This is a genomic window from Pedococcus sp. P2_A3, from assembly GCF_056405035.1.
On the sequence record NZ_JBFUCW010000025.1, the window covers coordinates 37,403 to 56,298 of the forward strand.

An 18,896-nucleotide genomic window follows, 5' to 3' on the forward strand; every position below is an offset into this window, starting at 1 on the left:
GCGTTGTCCGCGCGGGCCGGTACTCTGTGTCAGGTTCTCCCGCAGCACGCCTCGACGGTGTGTCCAGGGGGATCGCACTGCAACCCTCCTGTCACGGAGAGACCGTGACCGCCATAGACCAAAGGAGGCGGGTTATCAGCATGCGTCAGTACGAACTCATGGTCATCCTCGACCCCGAGCTCGACGACCGGACCGTCGCGCCCTCGCTCGACAAGTTCCTCACCGTCGTCACCAAGGACAAGGGCACCGTCGACAACATCGACATCTGGGGCCGCCGTCGCTTGGCGTTCGAGATCAAGAAGAAGGCCGAAGGCATCTACGCCGTCGTCAACTTCACCGCAGAGCCGGCCACGGCCAAGGAGCTGGACCGTCAGCTCGGCCTCAACGAGTCGGTCATGCGGACCAAGCTCCTGCGCCCCGGCGCCTGAGCTGCACCTGATCTGATCTGATCTGCACCACCGGCTCCACCACCTGACCCAAACGAACAGGGGACACGCTTCATGGCTGGCGACACCGTCATCACCGTCATCGGCAACATCACCGGCGACCCCGAGCTGCGCTTCACCCCCTCGGGTGCTGCCGTCGCGAACTTCACCGTGGCCTCCACGCCGCGACAGTTCGACCGGCAGTCCAACGAGTGGAAGGACGGGGAGACCCTGTTCATGCGCTGCTCGGTGTGGCGGGACGCTGCGGAGAACGTCGCCGAGTCCCTCCAGCGGGGCACTCGCGTCATCGTCTCCGGCCGTCTGAAGTCTCGCTCGTACGAGACCAAGGAAGGCGAGAAGCGCACCGTCGTGGAGATGGAGGTCGACGAGGTCGGCCCCTCGCTGCGCTACGCGACCGCCAAGGTCAACCGCACCCAGCGGGGCACCGGCGGGGGCGGCGGCTTCGGCGGCGGCCAGCAGGGCGGCGGTCAGGGTGGCCAGCAGGAGGACCCCTGGGCCACCGGCCCGTCGTCCGCTCCTGCCGCGGCTCCCCAGGCCGGCGGACAGCAGGGTGGCGGCTGGGGCGGCGGAGCGCCGTCCTACGACGAGCCCCCGTTCTAGGTCCAGATCACTCCGGTATGCCGCGTGGCCGGCGCCCGCTGCAGGTTTTCGTCCCATCCGGGTGGGAAACCAGCGGGCGGTGAGTGCACGGCATACCAACTCTCATAGCAAGAACACCATCCCTGGGAGACCAGGGCTCATCCTGAACAGAAGGAGAGCACCACGATGGCCAAGCCCGTTGTGCGCAAGCCCAAGAAGAAGGCCAACCCGCTCAAGGCGGCGAAGGTCGAGAACATCGACTACAAGGACACTGCGCTGCTGCGCAAGTTCATCTCCGACCGCGGCAAGATCCGCGCGCGTCGGGTGACCGGTGTGTCCGTCCAGGAGCAGCGGCTCATCGCCACGGCGGTCAAGAACGCCCGCGAGATGGCGCTGCTGCCCTACTCGAGCTCGTCTCGCTGAGTCGGAAGGACTGAAAAATGAAGGTCATTCTGACCCACGAGGTCTCCAGCCTCGGCACCGCCGGTGACGTCGTCGACGTCAAGGACGGCTACGCCCGCAACTTCCTGTTCCGCCGTGGCCTGGCCACCGCGTGGACCAAGGGCGGGCAGAAGCAGGTCGACTCGATCAACAAGGGCCGCGAGGTCCGCGCGATCAACTCCCTCGAGGAGGCCAAGTCGATCAAGGGCAACCTCGAGAACAAGGCCGTCAAGGTGGCGGCCCACGCGGGTGCCTCCGGGCGCCTGTTCGGCGCCGTCTCCACGGCCGACATCGCTGCCGCGGTGAAGGCTGCCGGTGGCCCGGAGCTCGACAAGCGCAAGATCGAGATCACCACCCCGATCAAGTCGGTCGGCAGCCACGAGGCCCTCATCCGCCTGCACCCCGAGGTGCAGGCCAAGGTGACCCTCGACGTCGTCGCAGGCTGAACGAACGTCTGAGACCGACGTAACGATTCGGTCCGGATTGGCCCGGTTCGCCCCTCGGGGCGGACCGGGCCTGTCCTATCCTGCCGCGCAGCCGCCGAGCGAATGCGGGCGGTCACAGACCGCACTGTGCTTGGGGGACCCACATCATGAGCAGCAACCCGTTCGACCCTGCCGCGCAGCCCGACCCGTTCGAGCAGTCCGAGCCGTTCGCCCGGTCTGACCCGTTCGCCCAGCCCGGCTCGGACGCGCCCCCGCCCACGGGGCCGGTGTCGGCGGACCGACCCAGCCGTGGTCGCACCGTGGCTCTCGTCGGCGGGATCCTCGCTATCGTCGCGGTGGGTGCCGGTGGTGCCTTCGCGTTCCAGCAGGTCGGTGGTGGGGGCGCCCAGCCCGAGTCGGCGCTGCCCTCGACCACGATCGCGTTCGCGAAGGTCGACCTCGACCCCTCGGCGGGCCAGAAGCTCAACGCCATCCGCTTCATCCGCAAATTCCCCGACACCCAGGGTGAGGTCAAGGAGGACTCCGACCTGCGCGCTGTCGTCATCAAGCGCCTCCAGGCCGAGGGCCAGCTGAAGGGGGTCGACTACGCCAAGGACGTCGAGCCGTGGCTGGGCCAGCGGATCGCGGTCGGGCTGGTGCCGGGGGCCGGCGACGCCCAGCCCACCGTGGTCGTCGCGCTGGCCGTGACCGATCCGGGCAAGGCCAAGGCCAGCCTGCCGAAGATCGCCAAGGCCAACGAGGCCGAGTGCCAGCTGGTCCGGGACTTCGCCCTCTGCACCGACGGCACCGGCACGGTCGCCGGGGTGGCCGCGGCCACGGGCAAGGGCACCCTCGCCGACTCGGCGCACTTCAGCAAGGACATGGCCGACCTCGGTGAGGACGGCGTCGCGGCAGCCTGGTTCGACGCCGAGCAGCTGGGCAAGGCCACCAAGTCGTTGAGCCTGGGCGGCATGATCCCCGGCATCACCGGTGGACCGGCCACGTCGCAGACCGGGCGGGTAGCCCTGGCCCTGCGGTTCGACGGCCCGCACCTCGAGCTCGCGGGCCACAGCAACGGCGCCAGCATGAAGTTCGCGGGGTCGAAGACCGGCACCGGCCTCGCTGCCCTGCCCGACACCACCCTCGCGGCGATCAGTGCCGCCAACGCCGGGGACCAGCTGCGCGCGGGGTGGCCGGCGATCGAGAAGGCGATCAACGAGACGATGGGCAAGCAGGGGTTCACCGACAGTGTCACCTCGCTCGAGGACGAGCTGGGCATCTCGGTCCCCGACGACCTGTATGCCGCCCTGGGCAGCCAGTTCACGCTGGCGTTCGGTGGCATGGGCGAGGGGCAGAGCGACGTGCGCGTCGCCGCTGTCAGCGACGGTGACCGGGCCGTGCTCCAGCAGCTCGCCGACGCGGCTGGCCAAGGCGTCGGAGGCGACCCGCTGACGCTCAAGGCGGCCGGTGGCAAGACAGTGGTGTCGCTGTCCGAGGGCTACGCCGACGAGCTCACCTCCGCCTCCGGCCTGGGCGACACCGATCGTTTCAAGGACGCGGTGAAGGGAGCCGACTCGGCGCGGGTCGCCGGCTTCGTCGACATCGCCGGCCTGCTCACCGAGTTCAAGGACGAGCTGGGCGTCGATGAGACCCACAACCTGGCCGGCCTGTCCGCCCTGGGTTTCACCATCTCGGGCGAGGGCAACAGCGCCGACTTCCGGCTGCGCCTCACCACGAAGTAGTCGAGGGTGCACGACACGCTCACGGCGAACCCGCGTCATCAGCGCGTCGTGCACCCTCGACCCGCCCTGGCCGTCAGCGCTCGTCGACCATGACCTCGATCGTGTAGGTGGAGGCGCGGTAGCAGTGGTCCCCGTACTCGACGGGGTGACCCACCTCGTCGAACGCACTGCGGGTCATGGTGAGCACGGGCTCGTTGCCCCGCATTCGCAGGTGGCGCCGCTCGCTCGGGCTCGGCGGCCTGGCGCCGATCCGCTGGTGGGCGACCACCGGACGCACGCCACGGCGTCGCAGCACGGCATACAGGCCCTCGGCCTCGAGGTCCTCGCGGGTGACGTCGAGGTGCGCCGGCGGTAGCCAGTTGCGCAGCACCGCCAGCGGCTCGGCGTCGGACAGGCGCAGCCGCACGATGGCGAGCAGCTCGCTGTCGGGGGCGAGGTCGAGGGCGGTGGCGACCCGTTCGTCCTGCACCACGTCGAGGGACAGCACGGTGGTGCTGGGGTGGGCGCCCGCCCTGGTGAGGTCGTCGTACAGGCTGGTGAGCTCAGCTCGTCGGTGCACCGTGCGGTTGGCGACCGTGGTGCCGACCCCGCGGCGGCGGACGAGCAGACCGCGAGAGGCCAGCTCGGCGATGGCGCGGCGCACCGTCGGGCGGGAGAGGCCCAGCCGCAGCCCCATGGCCACCTCGTTCTCGAACGCGTCGCCGGGGTGCAGGGCGCCGTCGTCGATCGCTGCGGCGAGCTGTTCGGCGAGCTGGTGGTAGAGCGGCACGGGTGAGGACCGGTCGATCCGCACATCGAGCTGGGTGGCCACGGCTGCACTCTAGCCGCTGACCTCCGCGGACGTGAGAATCTCATAACGTTAGAATGTCCTAACAAATGGTTGACAGGCGTCGCGCCCCAGCGGCAGGCTTGGCGTCGGCAAACCCCCAGCCGCGGTGCCGACTGCGTCCGACACCCACGACCCTGAACGGAACCTCGACATGCGTATCGGACTCGCCGGCGTCGGCCGGATCGGCGCCTTCCACGCCGACACCCTTCGCGGTCTCGATGCCGTCGACGAGCTCGTCGTCGCCGACGTCGACGCGACGCACGCCAAGGAGGTCGCAGCCCAGCGGGGACTGGAGTGGGCCGCCACGACCGACGAGCTGCTCGACTCCGGCCTCGACGCCCTCGTGATCGCCACCGCCACCCCCGGTCACGCCCCGCTGCTGAGGGCGGGCCTCGCCAAGGGCATCGCGACCTTCTGCGAGAAGCCGGTGGCCTCGACCCTGGACGAGACGATCGACCTGGCCCGCCTGGCCGCCCAGTCTGACGTGCCGGTCCACATCGGGTTCCAGCGTCGGTTCGACCAGGGCTACCGCCGGGCCCGCGAGGTGGTGGCGTCGGGTGAGCTGGGTTTCGTGCATACCATCGTCGCGGCCACCCGGGACAGCGCGCCCCCCCACCCGGCCTACGTGCCGGGCAGCGGTGGCATCTTCCGAGACTGCAACGTCCACGACTTCGACATCATCCGGTTCGTGACCGGGCGCGAGGTCGCCTCGGTCTATGCCACCGGCTCCAACCGGGGTGCTGCCTTCTTCTCCGACGCCGGTGACGTCGACACGGGGGCGGCCCTGCTCACCCTCGACGACGGCACCCTCGCGCAGGTCTCCTCCACCCGCTACAACGGGGCCGGCCACGACGTGCGGATGGAGGTCCTCGGCGAGCGCGGTGCGGTGGCCGTCGGGCTCGACGACTCCCTGGCCCTGCGGTCGCTGGAGGACGGGGTCGACTTCCCGCACGGGCCCACCAAGGTGTCCTTCATGGAGCGCTTCCTGCCCGCCTACCGCGCGGAGCTGACCGCCTTCTTCGAGGTCGCTGCACGGCGGCTCCCGAGTCCCTGCACGGTGGACGACGCCCTCCAGGCGTTCCGGGTCGCCGAGGCCTGCGAGGTCTCCCGCGCCGAGCGCCGCGTGGTCGACCTGACCGAGATCAAGGGGGCCTGACCATGGCTGGCGTCCCGTCCGAAGCCCTGGCCGACCGCATCGCCGGGGCACCCATCTCGTGGGGGGTCTGCGAGGTGCCGGGCTGGGGTCACCAGCTGTCACCCGAGGTGGTGCTCGCGCAGATGAGCGAGCTGGGCCTGGCCGCGACCGAGTTCGGCCCCGACGGCTTCCTGCCCGACTCGCCGGCTGACAAGGTCGCAACCCTGCGTCGGCACGGGCTCTTCGCGGTGGGGCAGTTCGTGCCACTCGTGCTCCACGACGCCGCCCACGACCCGCTGCCGGAGCTCGAGGCAGCCATGGTCGACCTCGTGGCAGCGGCTGCCTCGACGGTGGTCATCGCAGCCGCCACCGGCGCCGAGGGGTACGACGACCGCCCGCAGCTCGACGACCAGGGCTGGGCCACCCTGTTGGCGAACCTCGACCGGCTCGCCGCGGCGGCCGCGGCGCGCGGACTCACTGCGACCCTGCACCCCCACGTCGGCACCATGGTCGAGAGCGGCGAGGAGACCGACCGGGTGCTCGCCGGCAGCCGGATCGGACTCTGCCTCGACACCGGCCACCTGCTCATCGGCGGTGGTGACCCGGTGCGGGTCGCCCGCGAGCACCCCGACCGGATCGCGCACACCCACCTCAAGGACGTCCGGCTCGACCTCGCCCGCCGCGTGCAGTCCGGGGAGCTGACCTACACCGACGCCGTCGCCGCCGGCATGTACGTCCCCCTCGGACAGGGCGACGTCGACATCGCCGCCATCGTGGGTGCTCTGGAGGACAGCGGGTATGCCGGGTGGTACGTCCTCGAGCAGGACACCATCCTCTCGGGCGTCCCCGACGGCGAGGGCCCCGTGGCCGACGTCGAGGCGAGCTTCTTCTACCTGCTGGGGATCGCGGCGCAGCACTCGGGAGTGGGGATCTGACGTGGGAGACACCACCGCAGGCGGGGTGCACGAGGGTGCCTACGACCTGATCGCGATGGGTCGCACCGGGGTGGACATCTACCCGCTGCAGTTCGGCGTCGGGCTCGAGGATGTCGAGACGTTCCAGAAGTTCCTCGGCGGTACCGCCACCAATGTCGCGGTGGCCGCTGCGCGCCACGGTCGCGATGTCGCGCTGGTCACGCGGACCGGGGCGGATGCGTTCGGGCGCTACATCCACCGGGCTCTGCGGGACTTCGGCGTCGACGACAGGTTCGTCGCACCGGTCGACGGCCCGCCGACCCCGGTCACGTTCTGCGAGGTCTTCCCGCCCGACGACTTCCCGCTCTACTTCTACCGCTACCCCACGGCCCCCGACCTGATGATCGAGGCGGACGACCTCCCCCTCGACGCGATCCGCGACACCCGGGTCTACTGGTCGACCGTCACCGGCCTCTCGCAGGAGCCGAGCCGCTCGTCCCACTTCGCCGCCTGGGAGGCCCGGGCCCGGAGGCGGCACACCGTGCTCGACCTCGACTACCGGCCGATGTTCTGGCCGGACCCCGCCGAGGCCAGCGCCCAGGTGGGCCGCGCCCTCGAGCAGGTCACCGTGGCCGTCGGCAACCGGGAGGAGTGCGAGGTGGCGGTGGGCGAGACCGACCCTCAGCGTGCGGCCGACGCCCTGCTCGAGCGAGGGGTCGAGCTGGCCGTCGTGAAGCAGGGACCCAAGGGGGTGTTGGCGGCCACTGCCGAGGAGCGTGTCGAGGTGGCGCCGTTTCCCGTGACGGTCGTCAACGGCCTCGGAGCCGGCGATGCGTTTGGAGGAGCGCTCGTGCACGGGTTGCTCGAGGGCTGGGACCTGCGTCGCGTCATCGAGTTCGCCAACGTGGCGGGCGCGATCGTGGCCTCCCACCTCGAGTGCTCCAGTGCGATGCCGACGACGGCGGAGGTGCTGGGGACCCTCGCGGACGCCGGACGAGCGGACGCGGTCCGATGAGCGGCCAGGGGATCGCCCCGGTGGCCGGGTCCGTCGACGTGGCCCAGCTGACCGAGCTGCGGGCCACCCGCCCCCAGGGCATCGGGCAGGCCTGGGCCTCGCGGAGCCGCCCCGACCTGCTACCGGCCGACGGCCGGCTGCTCCTCGTGGCTGCCGACCACCCGGCCCGAGGAGCCCTCGGGGTGCGGAACGACCCGAGGGCCATGGCCAGCCGGCACGACCTCCTCGAACGCCTGGTCACCGCCGTGTCCCGGCCGGGCGTCGACGGCGTGCTCGGCACCCCCGACATCCTCGACGACCTGCTGCTGCTGGGTGCGCTGGAGGACAAGGTCGTGGTCGGCTCGATGAACCGGGGCGGCCTGCAGGGCGCCAGCTTCGAGCTGGACGACCGGTTCACCGCCTACCGGGCCCAGGACATCGAGGCGTGCGGCCTCGACGGTGGCAAGACGCTGACCCGCATCTGCTACGACGACCCGGGCACGGTCGCCACCCTGGAGGCGACGGCCGCCGCGGTCAACGACCTCGCGGAGCGAGGCCTGATGGCGATGATCGAGCCGTTCCTCTGCGAGCGGCGTGACGGCAGGGTGGTCAACCTGCTCGACCCCGACTCGACGATCCGCTCGATCCACATCGCCGCGGGCCTGGGTGGCTCGAGCGCCCACACCTGGCTCAAGCTCCCGGTCGTCGACGAGCTCGAGCGGGTCATGGACGCGACCACCCTGCCGACCCTGCTGCTCGGGGGTGACCCGCAAGGAGACCCGGACGACACCTATGCCTCCTGGGGCCAGGCCCTGACGCTGCCTGCAGTGCGCGGGCTCGTGGTGGGTCGGGCCCTGCTGTACCCAGCGGACGGCGACGTCGCCGCTGCGGTCGACATCGCCGGCGAGCTCGTGCACGGGGGTCGCCCGTGAGCGGGGCAGACAACGCGCGGTGGGTGCTGCCGCTCGGGTCGGCCTCGACCGACGGCTGGCAGGTCGTCGTGGACGACTCGGCGCAGGGTTGGCAGCACACCAGCCTGGCCGTCGGCGCGCTCTCGCCCGGGGAGGAACGGACCATCGCGGCCGGGGAGTGGGAGCACGTGGTGGTCCCGCTGAGCGGGTCGGTCCGGGTCAGGTCGGAGGGGCACGACGACGTCGTCCTCGCCGGACGCGAGCACGTCTTCGCCGGACCGACCGACGTCGCGTACCTCACGCGCGACCTGGGCCTCACGGTCGTCGCGGAGGGCGGCCCGGCCCGCGTGGCAGTGTGCGGCGCGAAGGCGCGCAACCGGCATACCCCGGCTGTGGCGGTGGTGCCTGCCGCGCAGGTGCCGGTCGAGCTGAGGGGGGCGGGTGCCTCGAGTCGCGAGGTGCGCAACTTCGGCGTGCCCGGCGTGCTCGAGGCTGATGCCATCATCGCCTGCGAGGTGGTGACGCCCGCGGGCAACTGGAGCTCCTACCCGCCGCACAAGCACGACGAGCTCCGACCCGGGGTCGAGACTCAGCTCGAGGAGATCTACTACTTCGAGGTGCGGTCGCTCGACGGCGCGCCCGAGGCCGCGGATCCTGTTGGCTACCAACGGGTGTATGGCACGGCAGACCGGCCCATCGACGTGTTGGCCGAGGTGCGCACCGGTGACGTGGTGCTCGTCCCGCACGGTTGGCACGGTCCGTCGATGGCGACGCCGACGGCCCACCTCTACTACCTCAACGTCATGGCTGGCCCGGGTCCCGAGCGGGCGTGGATGATCTGTGACGACCCGGCCCACACCTGGGTGCGCGACACGTGGGCGACCCAGGCCGTGGACCCTCGACTTCCCTTGGGAGACGACAGATGAGCGACACGGTGCGGCTGACCGTCGGCCAGGCGGTGGTGCGGTTCCTCGGCCAGCAGTGGAGCGAACGCGACGGCGAGCGGCAGCGGCTCTTCGCCGGCTGCCTGGGCATCTTCGGGCACGGCAACGTCGCCGGGGTGGGGCAGGCGCTGCTCCAGCAGGAGCTCGCCTTCGAAGGACGCGAGGGCGACAACCCGCTGCCCTACGTGCTCGCCCGCAACGAACAGGCCATGGTGCACACCGCCGTGGGTTACGCCCGCCAGCGCGACCGCCTGCAGACCTGGGTGTGCACGGCTTCGGTCGGTCCCGGCTCGACGAACATGCTGACCGGAGCGGCACTGGCGACGATCAACCGGATCCCGGTGCTGCTGCTGCCCTCGGGCACCTTTGCCACGCGCGTCTCCGCCCCGGTGCTCCAGGAGCTCGAGCAGCCGTATGCCGCGGACGTCACCGTCAACGACGCCTTCCGCCCGCTCTCGAAGTTCTTCGACCGCGTGAACCGACCCGAGCAGCTGCCCTCTGCGCTGCTCGGCGCGATGCGCACCCTCACCGACCCGGTGGAGACCGGCGCGGTGACGGTGGCGCTGCCGCAGGACGTGCAGGCCGAGGCCTTCGACTGGCCGGTGGAGCTCTTCGCCGAGCGCACCTGGCACATCGCCCGGCCCCCGGCCGAGGCGTCGCGCATCGCCGCAGCCGCAGACCTCATCCGCTCAGCCCGGCGCCCGCTGCTGGTCGCGGGTGGCGGCGTCCACTACTCCGGTGCGGAGGAGGCGCTCGTCGACTTCTGCGCCGCCACCGGGATTCCGGTCGCCGAGACGCAGGCCGGCAAGGGCTCGCTCCTCCACGGCCACCCCCAGCTCGTGGGAGCCATCGGATCGACCGGCACGACCGCAGCCAACGCCCTGGCCGCCGAGGCCGATGTCGTCATCGGCGTCGGCACCCGGTGGTCGGACTTCACCACGGCATCGCGAAGCGCCTTCCAGGACAACGGAGTTCGCTTCGTCAACCTCAATGTGGCCCCCGTCGATGCCGGCAAGCAGGGTGGCCTGTCGGTGGTCGCGGACGCGCGGGAGGCGCTGACCGCCCTGACGGCTGCCCTTGCGGGGCACGACGTGGGTGCCGAGCTCCGCAGGCGCCAGGCCGAGCTCTGGTCGGACTGGGACGCCCAGGTCGACGCGGCCTACCACCCTGCGGCTGCAGTGACCGACCCGCTCGCCGACGGGGTGCTCACCCAGGGCGAGGTGCTGGGGGTGGTCAACGAGCTCTCCGACCCCCGCGACGTCGTGCTCTGCGCCGCCGGGTCGATGCCCGGCGACCTGCACAAGCTGTGGCGGGTCCGCGACCGGAAGGGCTACCACGTCGAGTACGGCTACTCCTGCATGGGCTACGAGATCCCGGCCGCGATCGGCGTGCGCCTTGCCGACGAGACCCGCGACGTGTTCGCGATGGTCGGCGACGGTGGCTACCTGATGATGCCGACCGAGCTCGTCACCGCGGTGCAGGAGCGGGTCAAGCTCATCGTCGTGCTGGTGCAGAACCACGGGTTCCACTCGATCGGCTCACTGTCGGAGAGCCTCGGCTCGCAACGGTTCGGCACCCGCTACCGCTATCGGGACGACACCTCCGGCCGGCTGGACGGCGACGCGCTGCCGGTCGACCTCGCCGCCAACGCACGCAGCCTCGGCGCCCACGTCATCGAGGTGCACTCCCGGGCCGAGCTCGAGGACGCCGTGCGGGCGGCGAAGGCGTCGGGGCACCCCGGGCCGGTCGTCATCCACGTGCAGACCGACCCCACCGTCCACGCCCCCGGCAGCGGCTCGTGGTGGGACGTGCCCGTGGCGCAGGTGAGTGAGCTGGAGAGCACCCGGGCCGCGCACGCGGCATACCTGGGGCACAAGGCCCACCAGCGGCCGCTCGTGACCCCGACCGAGAGCCCGTCCACTCCCTAGGCGGACTGCGGCAGCCGTGGCACCCCGCGGGGCCATGGGACAGAATCGAGCGCATGGACAGACGCGTGGCGATCGCGGCGACCGGTCCCGCGTCTGCGGACGCCGGGCTGGCCGCGGCCGCTGCCGGCGGAAATGCGGTCGACGCCGCCATCGCCGCCATGGTGTCGGCGATGACCACCGAACCGGGCATCGTCTCGGTGGCCGGGGGTGCGTTCGTGAGCATCTGGCCGGCGGGTGGCGACCCCGAGCTGGTCGACGGCAACGTCGAGATGCCGGGCCGTGGACAGGACCCCGACCGCTTCGGTGACGGGTTGCGCGAGGTGCGCACCTCCTACGGCGGCGGACTGACCCTGTATGCCGGCCACGGCTCGGTCGCGACGCCCGGCGCCTTCGCGGCCCTCGGCATCGCGCACGACCGGCACGGGTCGGCCCCGTGGCGCGAGGTGTTGGCCCCGAGCATCGACGCGGCGCGCACCGGGTACCCCGTCGGCGGCGCCGCAGCGAGCTACCTGGCGATCACCGGCGACTCGGTCTTCGGCTGGGACGAGCACACCCGCCCGCTGGTGCGCGGCGCCGATGGTGCCGTGGTGACGGCCGGTCAGCGGGTCACCAACCCCGACCTCGCCGACACGCTCGAGCAGATCTCCGTGGAGGGTGCCCGGTCGCTCTACACGGGTGACCTCGCGGCCCGGATCGCAGCGGACATGCACGCCCGCGGTGGGTTGGTCACGGCGGCCGACCTCGCGGCATACCGGGCGGTGGTCCGGACGCCGCTGCGGCTGGCGCTCGGGGACTGGGACCTGGCCCTCAACCCCCCGCCGTCGGTCGGTGGCCCGATGCTGGCCGTGATGTTGCGCGAGCTCGCTGCCGCGGGGTGGGACTGGTCACGGATCATCGACATCCAGCACCGGGTGCTGTCGTTCCGTCACCAGGTGCACGACCTGTCGACCGACCTGGAGGAGGACGGCTACGCCCTGCTGGAGTCGATCGACCGCAACGGGCTGGCCGGCCTGCCGACCTCGTCGTCGACCGCACACGTGTCGGCGGTCGACAGCGACGGCACCGTCTGCGCGATCACGGCGTCGAGCGGATACGGTTCCGGCGCAACGGTGCCCGGCACCGGACTGATGCTCAACAACTGCCTCGGCGAGCCGGAGCTCAACCGGCTGGGGCTGCACGCGCTCGCTCCGGGCACGCGGCTGGCGTCCAACATGGCGCCGTCGGTCGCTCGGTCGTCGTCGGGGTCGGCGCTCGCGATCGGGAGCCCGGGGGCCGACCGCATCACCACGGCGCTCATGCAGGTGCTCGGCCGCCACTGCCTCACCGGCACCCCGATGCAGGAGGCGATCGACGCACCTCGGGTGCACGTGCGGATCCTGGACGACGGCAGCCCGCGGGTCGACCACGAGGACGCCCCGGAGATCACGGCCGCCATCGAGAGCCTTGGGCTGCAGTCGTTCTCGCACGGAGCGACGTCGATGTTCTTCGGCGGGGTCGGCGCTGCCTGGCGACTGTCGGACGGATCCCTCGAGGCGGCCGGCGACCCGCGCCGCGAGGCAGCCACCCGCGTGTCCTGAAGCCCCCTAACCACCTCGCGGCGGCAGGTGGGGTCGACCACTGGGTCGCGGAGGTCGGGCGGCCGAGTGGGGCGCGGGGGCCCGGAGCGGGATGTCCCCGGTGTCCCGGACCATTCGCAAGGCGTGACCGGTCGTGCCGCCCGGACGCCAGGACAGCCACCAGTCGGGGTGCTGGCCGGCCAGGCCCTCGAACCACAGCAGGCTCGCCTGGTCGAAGAGACCCTCCACCACGACAGGAAGGCCGGGGCAGAGGGCGGCCTGGAGCCGCAGGATCATCGTCTCGATGGCCTCCGTGTCCTGCTGGAGCTGGGGGAAGCCGACACGGCGGATCCGGAGCTGGTCCTGCCCGACTCGGAGAACCATGAAGCCGGGACGGTCCGTCGGCCCGGGCACCCGCGGTGCAGCAGCGAGCCCGTGGTCATCAGCTGTCCCCCCGAGCTCAGGCCGGGGGCCTCGACTCTCGCGTCCTGGGTGCAGGAGCTCCACGCGGCACTGGTGCGGTGAGCTGGTGTCGGGGATGAGCAGCAACCACCCCTCGACGCCGGAGGGGTGGTGGTGCGACCAGGCCGTACCCCAGCGTCGCGCGACCCGGCGCTGTCGAGGCCCGTCGAGGACGAGGATGCGCTGACGCGCGAGGGCCCATCGACCGCTGGGACGAAGCCATGGCGCTGCACCCGGACGGAGGTGGCGAAGGGGGGACCCCTCCGGTTCGACGACGGTGCTGTCCAGGCCGACGACAGGGCTGGTTCGCTCAACGGCAGTCATCGACACCACCTCGACCGGCTGGGCCCCGGCGGACAGGACGCATACCCACCTCCTTGGTGTTCGCACGCACCCACCTAGACCGGCGGCCGGGAATCTCGTGACGGTGGTCAGCCGTCACTCGCTCCTCCTGAGCCCGCGACGTCACGTAACGGCCGGCACCGGGTCTCACCTCGAGCACGGAGACCTCGGGGGAGGGCCCACCCATCCATGGCAGAGAGCACCACCGCACCAGTCGTCGAGACCGCGTGGGTCGATGCCGTCGTGCTGGCGGACCGACTCCGAGGGGGACGACCGCTACCCCGGCTCGTGGGGACGGGACTGCTGGACGGGGAGGACGCGACGCTCGAGACGGAAGCGCACTTCGAGCAGTGGTGCGGCAGCCGGCGGTCACCATCGCGGGGCGACTGGTCGCCGGTCCAGGTCGTCGTCACCACCCTGCGCATCCTCGTCGGCCAGCCGCGCCCCGGAGGGGTGAGCCTGTGGCACATGGACCTGGAGAACCTCCAGCTGGGCCTGACGGACGGACAGTGGTGCCTCGACCTGCACCCGGTCGGCATCAACCCCCGGGTCCGCCTCACCGGTGGGTCAGCGCCGCTGATCGCCGTCCACGTGGCCGCCACCGTCTTCCCCACGACGTGGGCGCGGCTGTCCGGCCTCCTGCCCCTGCTCGACCCCGGGGCCTAGCGGGCGGCGCCGGTGACCGCCCACGCGTCACCACGGATGCGCCACCAGAAGAACACCGCGCGGATCGCCATGAAGGCCGTGAACACGACCCACAGGACGGTCACGGCACGAGGGGCTCCGTCGGCCACGAGGGCGTCACCGCTGGCGTGCACCCACAGGGCGAGCGGCAGGTAGAGCACGAGCGTGGCGGCCATCGCCTTGGCGAGCCAGAGGCCGTCGCCGGTGCCGATCAGCACCCCGTCGACGACGAACACGAAGCCGGACAGCGGCTGGCCGAGGGCCACCACGACCAGTGCCGCCGAGAGCGCGGTCCGCACGGCTGGGTCGGTCGTGAAGAGGGCAGGCAGGAACGAGTGGACCGCCAGGACGAGGAGCCCGAGCACTGCGCCGCCCCAGACCCCCCACCGGATCATCGTCGTCGTGGCCGCGCGGGCGGCCGCGACCTCACCGGCTCCGAGCGCGCGCCCGGTGATCGCCTGCGCGGCGATGGCGAGCGCGTCGAGGGCGAAGGCGAGGAACGTCCAGACGGTGGCTGCCACCTGGTGTGACGCCAGCGGCACGTCGCCGAGCCCCGCGGCGACCCAGGTGGTGAGCAGGATGATGGCGCGCAGCGCGAGGGTGCGCACGAGCAGGGGTATGCCGGTCAGCGCGGCCCGCAGCACCCGTCCAGGGTGCGCGTGGAGACCCGCGCCCGCGCGGCGGGCGTGGCGGACCATGACCGTCACGAGTCCGGCGGCCATCCCCGTCTGGGCGATGACGGTGCCCCACGCGGAGCCCGCGATGCCCCAGCCGAGCCCGAAGACCAAGGCCAGGTTGAGCACGATGTTGGCGGAGAACCCGGCCACCGAGGCCACGAGTGGCGTCCGGGTGTCCTGCAACCCGCGCAGCACGCCGGTTGCGGCGAGCGCCACGAGCATCGCGGGGATGCCGAGGGCCGAGATGCGAAGGTACGTCACGGCATACCCGATCGCGTCGGGTGAGGCGCCGAAGACGCGACACAGGGGCTCCGCCGCCACGGCGACGCCCACGGACGTGAGGGCACCGAGCCCGACGGCCAGCCAGGTGCCGTCGATGCCGGCCTCGAGGGCGCCGCGCTGGCTGCCGGCCCCGATCTGGCGGGCGACGATCGAGGTGGTGCCGTAGGCGAGGAACACGAAGATGTTGGCTGCGGTGATGAGCGTCGCGCTGGCGACCCCGAGCCCGGCCAGCTGGGCGGTGCCGAGGTGGCCGATGATCGCGGAGTCGGCCAGCAGGAAGAGCGGCTCGGCGACGAGGGCGAGGAACGCGGGAACGGCCAGCCGGAGGATCTCGCGGCTGTGCGCCGCGTCGCGGGGGCTCGGGCTCACCGCGCCACGGTAGCCGGGCCCGGTCGTGGTTGGGTCAGGGCGTCCAGCGGTCACGCACGCCGTCGACGAACGACGCGAAGTCGCCAGCCATGTCGACGTCGTCGGGTCGCGTCAACCACTGCACCTGCAGTCCGTCCATGAGGGCGACCGCCTGTCGGGCGAGGCTCTCGGCGGGGACGGCGGGGTCTGCGGTCCCGTCCGTGACGGCGTCGTGCAGCGCCCGGGTGAGGGCAGCGACGGCGCTGCGGTGGTGCTCCACCAGCCAGCCGTGGCCGGGGTGCTCGGGGTCGACGGCCTCGCCCGCGAGGCTGGTGAAGAGGCGCACCAGGGCTTCGCGGTCGCTGTTGAGCCGGACCAGGGTGGTCATGTCCTCCCACACCTCCCAGCCCCGCGGGGGGTGGTCGCGCGTCGTGGCGAGCATGGCGAGGTCGCGCACGTCACGCTCCCGCAGCACCTCCGCCAGGAGCCCCACCTTGGTCGGGAAGTGGTGGAGCAGTCCGCTCTGCGAGAGCCCCGACGCCTCCGCCACGGCGGTCATGGCGGTCGCGTGGAAGCCGCGCTCGGCGAAGAGGTCGGCGGCGGCCGAGACGATCCGCTCCCGGGTGGCTGCGGTCGCCTCACCGCCCGGCCCTCGGGGTCGGCCGCGGCCCCGGCGGGGTGCGCTCAAGACAAGGGGAGGCGGAAGCGGATGTCGCCGAGTCCGCGGGCGACCAGCAGCTCGCCCCCTGCCGCCAGGGTCGACCAGCCGTCGGCGGTGGTGTCCCAGCGCCGCCACAGCCGTGCGTCGGTGGTGACCTCGACCGTCGCCGACTCCCCGGCCGGGACGTCGACGGTCGACCAGCCGACGAGCCGCACGGGCTGGTCGGTCTCGGAGGGCTGGAGGTAGACCTGCACGAGCTCACGCGAGTCGCGCCCGGCCGTGTTGCGCACCGTCACCGACACCGTCGGTGAGCCGGCAGACCCGGGGCCCGCCAGCGACGCCTCCGTGTAGTCCCAGGTCGCGTAGCCCTCGCCCGCACCGAGCCAGTGCGCCGGAGCTGGGGCGCGGCCGGCGTGGAACCCGCGGTAGCCGATGAAGGTGCCGTCGTCGTAGTCGAGCTGCAGGTCGGTCGGCTCGACGGTCCAGGCGGGCGCGGCGCCGTCGGCTGCGGGCCAGCTGGTGACCAGCCGTCCGGCGGGCTCCCGGACCCCGAGCAGGGCATCGGCGACGGCGTGCCCACCCTCCTGCCCGGGCAACCCCACGACGAGGATCGCGTCGACCTCGTCGGCCCACGGCATGAGCACCGGCGTGGCGCTGTTCACCACGACGACCGTCCGCGTGGCCGCCGCAGCGACGGCGCGGACCAACGCGTCCTGCTCACCCGGAAGCGAGAGTGTGGTCTTGTCGCTGCCCTCGGTCTCCTGTTCGGGGGTGAGGCCGACGACCACGACCGCGACGTCCGCGTCCCGTGCAGCCGCGGTCGCCGCGGCGAGCGTCTCCTCGACCGGGGCCGGCACGGGCGCGACGACCAGGGTCTTGGTGCCCATCCCGGAGGCGAGGATGTGCGAGAGGGTGCTGAGCTTGCCGTCGGGACCGGGCTGCGGCTCCGAGCGCACCACGGTGAGCTCGGCCTCGACCAGCGCTCCGGCCGCCGCGTCGAGGTCGGCGGTCCAGACCGGGGGCTTGAACATGGCCTCGCCGGGGTCGGCGCCGCTGGACACCAGGTCGGCGTGGCCGATCTCGGTGCCGTCCACACTGACCCGCCAGGACCCCGCTCCCTTGACCCCCACCCGCACCCGGCCGCCACTGGCGAGGTGGGCGCTGAGCCGCAGCTGCTCGGTCTGCCGCGGGAGGGTGTCGTCCCACCCCGTGGTGACCTCGGCCCCGTCGACGTGCTCCTCGAGCATCACGACGCCGTCCGCATCGATGTGCTCGACCCGCATCCCCGGCTCGCCGGTCGAGGGGTCCTGGATGGCGTCGGGCGTAGCCGGCAGCGGGCTCTGGCGCACGGCCACGCCATCGACGACGACGAGTCGGTCGCCGAGCTGCTCGCGAAGGCCCTCGGCGATGGAGACCTGGTGGGGAGGGTTGACCTGGGCCGAGCCGCCACCCATACAGACGGTCTCGACCGCGTGGCGTCCGATGAGCGCGACCGAGCCCGAGCCGTCGGTCAGCGGCAGCACTCCGTCGTTGCTCAGCACGACCATGCCGTCGGTGGCGAGCCGGCGCAGCTGCGCACGGCGTTCGGGTGCGTCGGCGGCCAGCGAGCTGGTCGGCCACGCGCGGAGCGCGTCGTCTGACCCGGGCTCCGCGAGGGCTCCGACGCGCTGCGCGAGCAGGAGCAGGCGGCATACGTGCTCGTCGATGACGGACTCGTCCACGGCGCCGGAGCGCACGTCGGCCACCAGGGCCTCGCCCCACGGCCCGTCGGGGCCGGGCATGACGAGGTCGAGACCGCCGAGGGCCGCCGGCGCCGAGGTCTTGGTCGCGAACCAGTCGCTCATGAGCAGGCCGTCCCAGCCCCACTCGTCCTTCACGATCTCGGTGTTGACGTGGGCCTGCTCGGTGGCGGGCACCCCGTTGACGTCGTTGTACGCCGCCATGATCGACCACGGTTGCGACTCCTCGACCGCGATCTCGAACGGCAGGAGGTAGACCTCGCGCAGCACGTCCTCGGTCACGACCGAGTTCATGTAGTTGCGCAGCGTCTCCGATTCGTTGGCGACGAGATGCTTGAGGCACGCGCCGATCCCCTTGCCCTGCAAGCCCTGCACGTATGCCGCGGCGAGCCGGCCGGTGAGCAGCGGGTCCTCGGAGTAGGCCTCGAAGAGCCGGCCGCCCAGGGGTGAGCGGTGCAGGTTGATGGTCGGGCCGAGGACGACGTGGATCTGCTGGCGCTCCGCCTCCTCGGCGAGCATCTCCCCGACCTCGTGGGCGGTCGCCTCGCTCCAGGCGCTCGCGAGCAGGGTCGCGTTGGGGAAGAGGGCCACGTGGTCGCCACCCACGAACTTCAGCCCGCGCACGCCGGTGGGCCCGTCGGAGAAGGCCATCGGCGCGAGGCCGATCGAGTCGTCGCCGTGGAGGGTGAAGGACGTGGCGCCGGTCAGGAGTCGCACCTTGGTCTCGAGGTCGAGCCGGGCAACGAGGGGGGAGAAGTCGGTGGTGGTCACCCGGTCAGTCTGGCCACGGCGCTGCTTCGGGTAAATAGATAGGACTAACTATTTCGCCGGTTGAGACGCTTCCCCCCGCAACACGG

At 72.0% G+C, this 18,896-nt stretch carries 18 protein-coding genes; 13 read left to right on the forward strand and 5 right to left on the reverse strand.

The window, feature by feature from the left end; all coding sequences use genetic code 11:
- The first annotated feature begins 140 nt into the window (after positions 1-140).
- From rpsF to AC1DX8_RS17735, 5 genes are all read left to right on the forward strand, one after another.
- Positions 141-428 carry a 30S ribosomal protein S6 gene (rpsF, locus tag AC1DX8_RS17715; protein WP_056921396.1) on the forward strand — a complete coding sequence of 96 codons (288 nt, stop codon included), beginning with the start codon at positions 141-143 and terminating at the stop codon, positions 426-428.
- A gap of 72 nt (positions 429-500) precedes the next feature.
- Positions 501-1,046, forward strand: a complete 546-nt coding sequence (locus AC1DX8_RS17720) for a single-stranded DNA-binding protein (RefSeq protein ID WP_477631269.1) — start codon at positions 501-503, stop codon at positions 1,044-1,046.
- 165 nt (positions 1,047-1,211) lie between these two features.
- Positions 1,212-1,448, forward strand: a complete 237-nt coding sequence (gene rpsR, locus AC1DX8_RS17725; RefSeq protein ID WP_056884210.1) for a 30S ribosomal protein S18 — start codon at positions 1,212-1,214, stop codon at positions 1,446-1,448.
- Between the two features lie 17 nt (positions 1,449-1,465).
- Positions 1,466-1,912, forward strand: coding sequence for a 50S ribosomal protein L9 (gene rplI / locus AC1DX8_RS17730; protein ID WP_056921398.1), 447 nt, complete (start codon positions 1,466-1,468; stop codon positions 1,910-1,912).
- Between the two features lie 146 nt (positions 1,913-2,058).
- Positions 2,059-3,633 carry a DUF3352 domain-containing protein gene (locus tag AC1DX8_RS17735; RefSeq protein WP_477631270.1) on the forward strand — a complete coding sequence of 525 codons (1,575 nt, stop codon included), beginning with the start codon at positions 2,059-2,061 and terminating at the stop codon, positions 3,631-3,633.
- Positions 3,634-3,706: 73 nt separating this feature from the next.
- On the opposite strand, the gene AC1DX8_RS17740 is transcribed toward AC1DX8_RS17735, so the two are convergent.
- Positions 3,707-4,444: a GntR family transcriptional regulator gene (locus tag AC1DX8_RS17740; RefSeq protein WP_477631271.1), complete on the reverse strand. Its 738-nt coding sequence runs from the start codon at positions 4,442-4,444 to the stop codon at positions 3,707-3,709.
- A 169-nt stretch (positions 4,445-4,613) separates the two neighbouring features.
- Between AC1DX8_RS17740 and AC1DX8_RS17745 the strand changes: the two genes are divergently transcribed.
- From AC1DX8_RS17745 to AC1DX8_RS17775, 7 genes are read left to right on the forward strand one after another with little or no spacing between them, the layout of a single operon-like run.
- Positions 4,614-5,618 carry a Gfo/Idh/MocA family protein gene (locus AC1DX8_RS17745; RefSeq protein WP_477631272.1) on the forward strand — a complete coding sequence of 335 codons (1,005 nt, stop codon included), beginning with the start codon at positions 4,614-4,616 and terminating at the stop codon, positions 5,616-5,618.
- A gap of 2 nt (positions 5,619-5,620) precedes the next feature.
- Positions 5,621-6,532 (forward strand): sugar phosphate isomerase/epimerase family protein, encoded by a 912-nt coding sequence (locus AC1DX8_RS17750; protein WP_477631273.1) that lies wholly within the window; start codon positions 5,621-5,623, stop codon positions 6,530-6,532.
- Position 6,533: 1 nt separating this feature from the next.
- Entirely contained in the window at positions 6,534-7,526 is a 993-nt protein-coding gene (gene iolC, locus AC1DX8_RS17755) for a 5-dehydro-2-deoxygluconokinase (RefSeq protein WP_477631274.1), read from the forward strand.
- Positions 7,523-8,437: a Cgl0159 family (beta/alpha)8-fold protein gene (locus AC1DX8_RS17760; protein WP_477631275.1), complete on the forward strand. Its 915-nt coding sequence runs from the start codon at positions 7,523-7,525 to the stop codon at positions 8,435-8,437. The genes iolC and AC1DX8_RS17760 overlap by 4 nt, the downstream gene beginning before the upstream one ends.
- On the forward strand, positions 8,434-9,342 hold the full coding sequence (iolB, locus tag AC1DX8_RS17765; protein ID WP_477631276.1) for a 5-deoxy-glucuronate isomerase: 909 nt from the start codon (positions 8,434-8,436) through the stop codon (positions 9,340-9,342). Before AC1DX8_RS17760 ends, iolB begins: the two co-directional genes overlap by 4 nt.
- On the forward strand, positions 9,339-11,288 hold the full coding sequence (gene iolD / locus AC1DX8_RS17770) for a 3D-(3,5/4)-trihydroxycyclohexane-1,2-dione acylhydrolase (decyclizing) (RefSeq protein WP_477631277.1): 1,950 nt from the start codon (positions 9,339-9,341) through the stop codon (positions 11,286-11,288). Before iolB ends, iolD begins: the two co-directional genes overlap by 4 nt.
- A 53-nt stretch (positions 11,289-11,341) precedes the next feature.
- Positions 11,342-12,865: a gamma-glutamyltransferase gene (locus tag AC1DX8_RS17775; protein WP_477631278.1), complete on the forward strand. Its 1,524-nt coding sequence runs from the start codon at positions 11,342-11,344 to the stop codon at positions 12,863-12,865.
- A 6-nt stretch (positions 12,866-12,871) separates the two neighbouring features.
- Here AC1DX8_RS17775 and AC1DX8_RS17780 read toward each other — a convergent pair whose 3' ends face one another.
- A complete protein-coding gene (locus AC1DX8_RS17780) occupies positions 12,872-13,228 on the reverse strand; it encodes a hypothetical protein (protein WP_477631279.1) in 357 nt (118 codons plus the stop codon).
- Between the two features lie 609 nt (positions 13,229-13,837).
- On the opposite strand from AC1DX8_RS17780, the gene AC1DX8_RS17785 reads away from it, so the two are divergent.
- Positions 13,838-14,314, forward strand: a complete 477-nt coding sequence (locus AC1DX8_RS17785) for a hypothetical protein (protein ID WP_477631280.1) — start codon at positions 13,838-13,840, stop codon at positions 14,312-14,314.
- Here the strand turns inward: AC1DX8_RS17785 and AC1DX8_RS17790 are convergent.
- The 3 genes from AC1DX8_RS17790 to AC1DX8_RS17800 are packed head-to-tail and all read right to left on the reverse strand — an operon-like array spanning position 14,311 to position 18,810.
- On the reverse strand, positions 14,311-15,660 hold the full coding sequence (locus AC1DX8_RS17790) for an MATE family efflux transporter (protein ID WP_477631281.1): 1,350 nt from the start codon (positions 15,658-15,660) through the stop codon (positions 14,311-14,313). The genes AC1DX8_RS17785 and AC1DX8_RS17790 overlap by 4 nt on opposite strands.
- Positions 15,661-15,694: 34 nt before the next feature.
- Complete coding sequence (locus tag AC1DX8_RS17795) at positions 15,695-16,327, reverse strand: TetR/AcrR family transcriptional regulator (RefSeq protein ID WP_477631282.1); 633 nt, start codon at positions 16,325-16,327, stop codon at positions 15,695-15,697.
- Positions 16,324-18,810, reverse strand: a complete 2,487-nt coding sequence (locus AC1DX8_RS17800; protein WP_477631283.1) for a beta-glucosidase — start codon at positions 18,808-18,810, stop codon at positions 16,324-16,326. The genes AC1DX8_RS17795 and AC1DX8_RS17800 overlap by 4 nt, the downstream gene beginning before the upstream one ends.
- Between the last annotated feature and the right edge of the window lie 86 nt (positions 18,811-18,896).